Genomic DNA, 503 nt, shown 5'->3' on the forward strand with positions numbered 1-503 from the left:
TACCGACGCATCACGGCGCTGTTGCAGGCCAGCGGTTGGCAAGTTGGCCGCGACCGCGTGCAGCGCATCTGGCGTCGCGAGGGGCTCAAGGTACCGAAGAAGCGGCGCCCGAGGGGCCGCCTATGGTTCAACGATGGCTCCTGTGTGCGGCTGCGCCCGGAGTATCCACATCACGTCTGGAGCTACGACTTCGTGCACCACACTACCGAAGACGGCCGCAGCCTGCGACTGATGACGCTCGTCGACGAGTTCTCGCGCCAGTGTCTAGCCATCAAGGTAGGGCGACGCTTAAACAGTATGGACGTCATCGAGACGCTGGCCGACGCCATGCTGGTACATGGCATCCCCGCGCATGTGCGCTCGGACAACGGTGCGGAGATGACAGCGAACATCGTGCGTGACTGGCTGGGACGTTTGGGCGCGAAGACGCTGTTCATCGCACCCGGCAGCCCGTGGGAGAACGGCTACTGCGAGTCCTTCAATGGCAAGCTGCGCGATGAACT

General features: G+C 63.4%; 1 protein-coding gene. It reads left to right on the forward strand.

The features are described from left to right. Nucleotides 1–503: DDE-type integrase/transposase/recombinase (locus tag R2N11_RS26380; protein ID WP_316682968.1), on the forward strand; the 503-nt coding region annotated here is incomplete at both ends.

Source organism: Ralstonia flaminis (genome assembly GCF_958415495.1).
GTDB lineage: Bacteria > Pseudomonadota > Gammaproteobacteria > Burkholderiales > Burkholderiaceae > Ralstonia > Ralstonia flaminis.